Below are 4,180 nucleotides of genomic sequence, written 5' to 3'. Positions count from 1 at the left end.
CGGCAAGACGATGGCGTCGGCGGCGGCTATCTCGGCGGCGTCGTCGGGGATGCGGGCATCGGCCCCGGCGGCGCGCAGGCCGCGCTCGACGGAGAGCAGATTGCCCTTCTTGTAGTCAACAACAGCGATCATAAGAGCCTTTCAGGATGCGAACCCGCAGGTCCGTAACGGTTGGCAAAGAGGTCTAACGCGGTGCGCCCGATCGGCGCACGTGAGCCCGGCGTGAACGGGGGACGGAAGCGCGTTCACGCTCATCGCCCGAGACGCGGAGGGGCAATCGTGAACGCACCTCCGTCCCCCGTTCCGTCTCCCCGCTCGCCCGCGAGGCGGGCGCGCGCCCGGGCCCGGCGACGCGACGGCTACAGCATCCCCTTCGTGGACGGCAGCGCATCGCCCATGCGGGGGTCGGGCTCGCAAGCCTGGCGCATGGCGCGCGCCACCGCCTTGAACATGCCCTCGATGACGTGGTGCGTGTTCTCGCCGGCCAGCTGGCGGATGTGCAGCGTGACGCCGGCGTTGGCGGCGAAGGCGATGAAGAACTCCTTCGCCAGCGTGGCATCGAAGGCTCCCACCATCACCGCGGGGACATCAGCATCCCAGTACAGCTGACCGCGCCCCGAGATGTCCACTGCCGCCATGATAAGGGCCTCGTCCATGGGCATGGCGATATCGCCGAAACGGCGGATGCCGCGCTTGTCGCCGAGCGCCTGCGCGAACGCCTGGCCCATGACGATGCCCGTGTCCTCCACCGAGTGGTGGCCGTCCACCTCAAGGTCGCCATCGCAACGAACCTGCAGGTCGAACAAACCGTGGCGTCCGAACGCGGTGAGCATGTGATCGAAAAACCCGATGCCTGTCGCCACGTCCGTAGCACCCGTGCCGTCAAGGCTGACGGACAGGTCGATGTCGGTCTCCTTCGTGGTGCGCGCGATATGCGCAACGCGTTCGCTCATTGCAGTTCGCCTTTCTTTCGTCATGTGGGCAGCGATTCCGGACAGTTGACGCTACGTCCCCGAAATGTCCGAAGCGCCTAGGCCCTACTTCGACAGGATCTCTCGCAGGGCTGCTAGGAACCCGTCGTTCTCCTCGGGGCTGCCGATGGAGACGCGCAGGCAATCTTGCAGCATGGGCGCGCGGCTGAAGTCGCGCACGAGGATGCCGCGGTCGTAGAGCTGCTGCCACACCTCGCCCGCGCCTTCTGTGCGGAACAGGATGTAGTTGGCGTTCGAGGGGTACGCCGTGACGCCCGGCATCTGCGAGAGTTCGCGGAACACGCGCCCGCGCTCGGAGACGATCTGCATGATGCCGCGCTCGAACTTCGCGCGGTTGCGGAACACCACGCGCGCGATGGCCTGCGATACCGCATCCACCGAGTACGGCTGGCGCACCTTCAGAAACTCGCGGATGACCTCGGGATTTCCCAGCAGGTAGCCCACGCGCACGCCGGCAAGCGAGAACGCCTTGGAGAACGTGCGCAGGATGATCAGGTTCTTGTGCTGCGCCAGGTAGGGACGCACCGTGCCGCGCGAGAACTCGAAGTACGCCTCGTCGACCATCACGAGCGCGTCGGTGGCGTCGAGCAGGCGCAGGATGAAGCGCTCGTCGGCCAGGTCGCCCGTGGGGTTGTTCGGGCTGGTGACGATGACGTAGTCGATGTCGCCGCGCGCCACGCGGGACAGCACCGCCTCCTCGTCGATGGCGTAATCGGCGCGGCGCGGGATGTCGACCACCTCGGTGTTGGTGAGCTCGGCGTTGTTCTGGTACACCGAGAACGTCGGCGGCATGTTCAGGAACTTGCGCCCCGGCCCGCCCCAAGCAAGCGCTATGTCGAACAGCAGCTCGTCGCCGCCGTTGCCCACGAGCACGCAGTCGCGGTCGAGGCCGTTGGCCTCGGCGATCATGTCGCGCAGCTCGTTTGCCAAGGGGTCGGGATAGCGGTTGAAGGCCACCTTGTTGATCTCGCGCTTGATCTCGTTGCGGACCTCGGTCTCCACATCGCACGGGTTCTCGTTAGCCGACAGGTACGCCCGCGCCGGAAGGTACTTCGGGTCGTAGGGCGTGATGTCTGCCAGCTGCGGGGCGGATGCGCGGACGCTATTCATCGACGCCGTCCAAACCGTAGATGTCGCCGGTCTCCACCAGAGCCTTGCGCAGCTCGACGCTGCGGGCGTGCGCCCACAGGCCCTCGTGGCGGGCGATGGCGATGACGGCATCGGCGTCGTTGGCCAGGGACTTCGCGGAATACTGGATGACGCTGGAGTGCTTGACGAACTCATCGGTGGAAAGCGGCGAGGCGTAGCGCGCGGTGCCACCGGTGGGAAGCGTGTGGTTGGGGCCGGCCACGTAGTCGCCCACGGCCTCGGGGGTCCACTCGCCCACGAAGATGGCGCCGGCGTTGCGGATGGCGCCGAGCTGCTCGAACGCGCCGTCGAAGTGCAGCTCGAGGTGCTCGGGGGCGATGACGTTGACGGACTGGATGGCCTGTTCCATGGAATCGCAGATGACCACGAGGCCCTGATCGGCGAGCGACGCCGTGGTGATCTCGGCGCGCGTGGAGGCCTTCATGTGGCCCTCGATGGCCGCCTCGACCTTGTCGGCGTAGCCCTCGTCGAACGTGACCAGGTAGCAGCTGGCCAGCGGGTCGTGCTCGGCCTGGGCCATGAGGTCGATGGCCACCATGGCGGGGTCGGCCGTCTCATCGGCCACGACGCACACCTCGGAGGGGCCGGCGATCATATCGATTCCCACATCGCCGGAGACGATCTTCTTCGCGGCTGCCACGAACGCGTTGCCCGGGCCCGTGATCTTGCAGACCGGCTCGATGGTCTCGGTGCCGTACGCCAGCGCGGCAACGGCCTGCGCGCCGCCGACCGTGTAAATCTCGGTGACGCCGGACAGGCGGCATGCCTCGAGGACCACCGGGTCGATGCTGCCGTCCTTGGTGGGCGGCGTGACGCACACGATGCGCTCGACGCCGGCGACCGCTGCGGGCAGGGCGTTCATGAGCACCGTGGACGGATACAGCGCGCGGCCGCCGGGCACGTAGATGCCCACGCTCTCGAGCGGCGTGACCTTCGCGCCGACCAGCGCGCCGTCCTCGCGCACGGAGAACCAGCTCTGCTTGACCTGGCGCTCATGGAACTCGCGGATCTGCTTGGCGGCCTTCTTAAGCGCCTCCTCGGTTTTGGGATCGACCTTCGCCGCGGCTGCCTCGATGGTCTCGGCCGGCACGCGGAAGTCCTCGATCGCCACGCCGTCGAAGCGCTCGGTCAGCTCGCGCAGGGCCGCATCGCCCTGTTCGCGGACCTGCTCGATGATGTTCGTTGCCGCCTCCATGGCGCGGGCGTTGAACGCGCCCGTGCGCTTGAGGTGCTTGTTGGAGAATTGCTCGCCTTTGTTCAGGATGACGCGACGCATGTTGTCCTTCTTTCCATGTACACGCCGGATGACCCCTCCGGCCTTTTTCACGATGATACCTTGTCGCGGCCGCGCCTGCGAGCAGGCGTTTTCCCGGCCTCGACGTTGCTGCGCCCGACCCCTGGGCGCTTATGGGCGTAAAGCCCTGACCAGCGGTTATTCGGTCGCCGGCTCGGGCGATTGCACGCCGCCGGCGATGACCGTGGCCTCCCACTTGCCCGCCGCGGCGCCGGCGCGCATGGCGTCGGCCAGCTCCACGATGCGCGCATCGGTGCGCAGCGAGGTGCCGTTGGCGAAGAAGCGGGCCGTCGACGACAGCACATCCTCCACGATGACCAGGTTGTTCTCACGCAACGTGGTGCCCGTGGCCGTGATGTCGACGATGCGCTCGGCCAATCCAGTCAATGGTGCCAGCTCAATGTTTCCGTGCAGTTTCACGATCTCGACTTGGGTGCCGGTTTTCGCGTAATGGGCGCGCGTGATGTTGGGATACTTCGTGGCGATGCGGATGGAGCCGAGGCGACGGTAGTGCTCGGCGGTCTGCTCGGCGGCGCCGGCGGGCTCGGCCACCACGAAGCGGCAGGAGCCGAACTTCAGGTCGGCCAGCTCCACCACCTCGGGCTGCGCCTCGAGCAGCGAGTCCTCGCCGCAGATGCCGCAATCGGCCGCGCCGAGCTCCACGAACGCCGGGGCGTCGGAGGGGCGCACGATGATGTACTCCACGCCCGGGTTGCGGATGATGAGCTGGCGGCCGGGGTTATCC

General features: G+C 67.2%; 4 protein-coding genes. All 4 read right to left on the bottom strand.

Features of this window, described 5'->3' with window-relative positions; all coding sequences use genetic code 11:
• Positions 1 to 359 precede the first annotated feature (359 nt).
• On the bottom strand, positions 360 to 953 hold the full coding sequence (hisB, locus tag Q0H50_RS08640) for an imidazoleglycerol-phosphate dehydratase HisB (protein ID WP_294421461.1): 594 nt from the start codon (positions 951 to 953) through the stop codon (positions 360 to 362).
• Between the two features lie 84 nt (positions 954 to 1,037).
• Entirely contained in the window at positions 1,038 to 2,102 is a 1,065-nt protein-coding gene (hisC, locus tag Q0H50_RS08635; protein WP_294421459.1) for a histidinol-phosphate transaminase, read from the bottom strand.
• On the bottom strand, positions 2,095 to 3,417 hold the full coding sequence (gene hisD / locus Q0H50_RS08630; RefSeq protein ID WP_294421457.1) for a histidinol dehydrogenase: 1,323 nt from the start codon (positions 3,415 to 3,417) through the stop codon (positions 2,095 to 2,097). Before hisD ends, hisC begins: the two co-directional genes overlap by 8 nt.
• A 156-nt stretch (positions 3,418 to 3,573) precedes the next feature.
• On the bottom strand, positions 3,574 to 4,180 hold a 607-nt coding region (gene hisG / locus Q0H50_RS08625), incomplete at its 5' end, for an ATP phosphoribosyltransferase (RefSeq protein ID WP_294421456.1).

The sequence above is a fragment of the uncultured Senegalimassilia sp. genome (assembly GCF_934632265.1).
Taxonomy (GTDB): Bacteria; Actinomycetota; Coriobacteriia; order Coriobacteriales; family Eggerthellaceae; genus Senegalimassilia.
The sequence above is the reverse complement of the archived record's forward strand: the minus strand, read 5'-3'. Positions and strand labels throughout refer to the sequence as shown.

Coding starts and splice junctions, on each gene's coding strand:
- hisB (WP_294421461.1), bottom strand. CDS start 953: ATGAGCGAACGCGTTGCGCATATCGCGCGCACCACGAAGGAGACCGAC.
- hisD (WP_294421457.1), bottom strand. CDS start 3,417: ATGCGTCGCGTCATCCTGAACAAAGGCGAGCAATTCTCCAACAAGCAC.
- hisC (WP_294421459.1), bottom strand. CDS start 2,102: ATGAATAGCGTCCGCGCATCCGCCCCGCAGCTGGCAGACATCACGCCC.